General features: G+C 54.5%; 1 protein-coding gene. It reads right to left on the bottom strand.

Features of this window, described 5'->3' with window-relative positions; translation table 11 throughout:
- Window positions 1-1,176 carry an elongation factor Tu gene (gene tuf / locus TA5113_RS08785; protein ID WP_058316680.1) on the bottom strand — a complete coding sequence of 392 codons (1,176 nt, stop codon included), beginning with the start codon at window positions 1,174-1,176 and terminating at the stop codon, window positions 1-3.

Raw genomic sequence — 1,176 nt, 5'->3', positions numbered from 1 at the left:
TTACTCAGTGATTTTAGACACAACACCGGAACCAACGGTGCGGCCACCTTCGCGGATCGCGAAGCGCAGACCTGCTTCCATCGCGATTGGTGCGATCAGCTCTACGTCGAACTTCAGGTTGTCGCCTGGCATAACCATCTCTGTACCTGCTGGCAGGTTAACAGTGCCGGTCACGTCAGTAGTACGGAAGTAGAACTGTGGACGGTAGTTCGCGAAGAATGGGGTGTGACGACCACCTTCTTCTTTGGTCAGAATGTATGCTTCTGCTTCGAACTTTGTGTGTGGGTTCACGGAACCTGGCTTACACAGAACCTGGCCACGCTCAACCGCTTCACGGTCAACACCACGCAGCAGCGCGCCGATGTTGTCGCCTGCTTCACCGGAGTCCAGCAGCTTGCGGAACATTTCAACACCAGTACATGTGGTTTTCTGAGTGTCTTTGATGCCAACGATTTCAATCTCGTCGCCAACGTTGATCACGCCACGCTCAACACGACCAGTTACAACAGTACCGCGGCCAGAGATCGAGAACACGTCTTCGATTGGCATCAGGAACGGCTGGTCAGTCGCACGTGGTGGCTGTGGGATGTACTCGTCAACAGCCGCCATCAGCTCAGCGATTTTCTCTTTACCGATGTTGTCGTCGCGATCTTCCAGCGCCGCCAGAGCGGAACCAGCAATCACAGGGATGTCGTCACCTGGGAATTCGTACTCAGACAGCAGCTCGCGGATTTCCATTTCAACCAGCTCAAGCAGCTCTTCGTCGTCAACCTGGTCAACTTTGTTCATGAAAACAACCATCGCAGGGATACCAACCTGGCGGCCCAGCAGGATGTGCTCACGAGTCTGTGGCATTGGGCCGTCAGCAGCGTTCACAACCAGGATCGCGCCGTCCATCTGCGCCGCACCGGTGATCATGTTTTTCACGTAGTCAGCGTGGCCCGGGCAGTCAACGTGTGCGTAGTGACGTGCTTCGGTTTCATACTCAACGTGGGCTGTAGAGATGGTGATGCCGCGTGCTTTTTCTTCTGGTGCGCCGTCGATTTCGTCGTACGCTTTGAAGTCACCAAATTGCTTGGTGATCGCAGCTGTCAGTGTGGTTTTACCGTGGTCAACGTGGCCGATTGTGCCGATGTTGCAGTGCGGTTTGGAACGTTCAAACTTTTCCTTAGCCAT

This window comes from Cognatishimia activa (assembly GCF_001458335.1).
In the GTDB taxonomy this organism is placed as follows: Bacteria; Pseudomonadota; Alphaproteobacteria; order Rhodobacterales; family Rhodobacteraceae; genus Cognatishimia; species Cognatishimia activa.
Note: the sequence above shows the minus strand (reverse complement) of the source record. Positions and strands in the feature narration are given on the sequence as shown.

Bases quoted from the DNA above. Each gene is read 5' to 3' on its own strand.
- tuf (WP_058316680.1), bottom strand. From the start codon at position 1,176: ATGGCTAAGGAAAAGTTTGAACGTTCCAAACCGCACTGCAACATCGGC.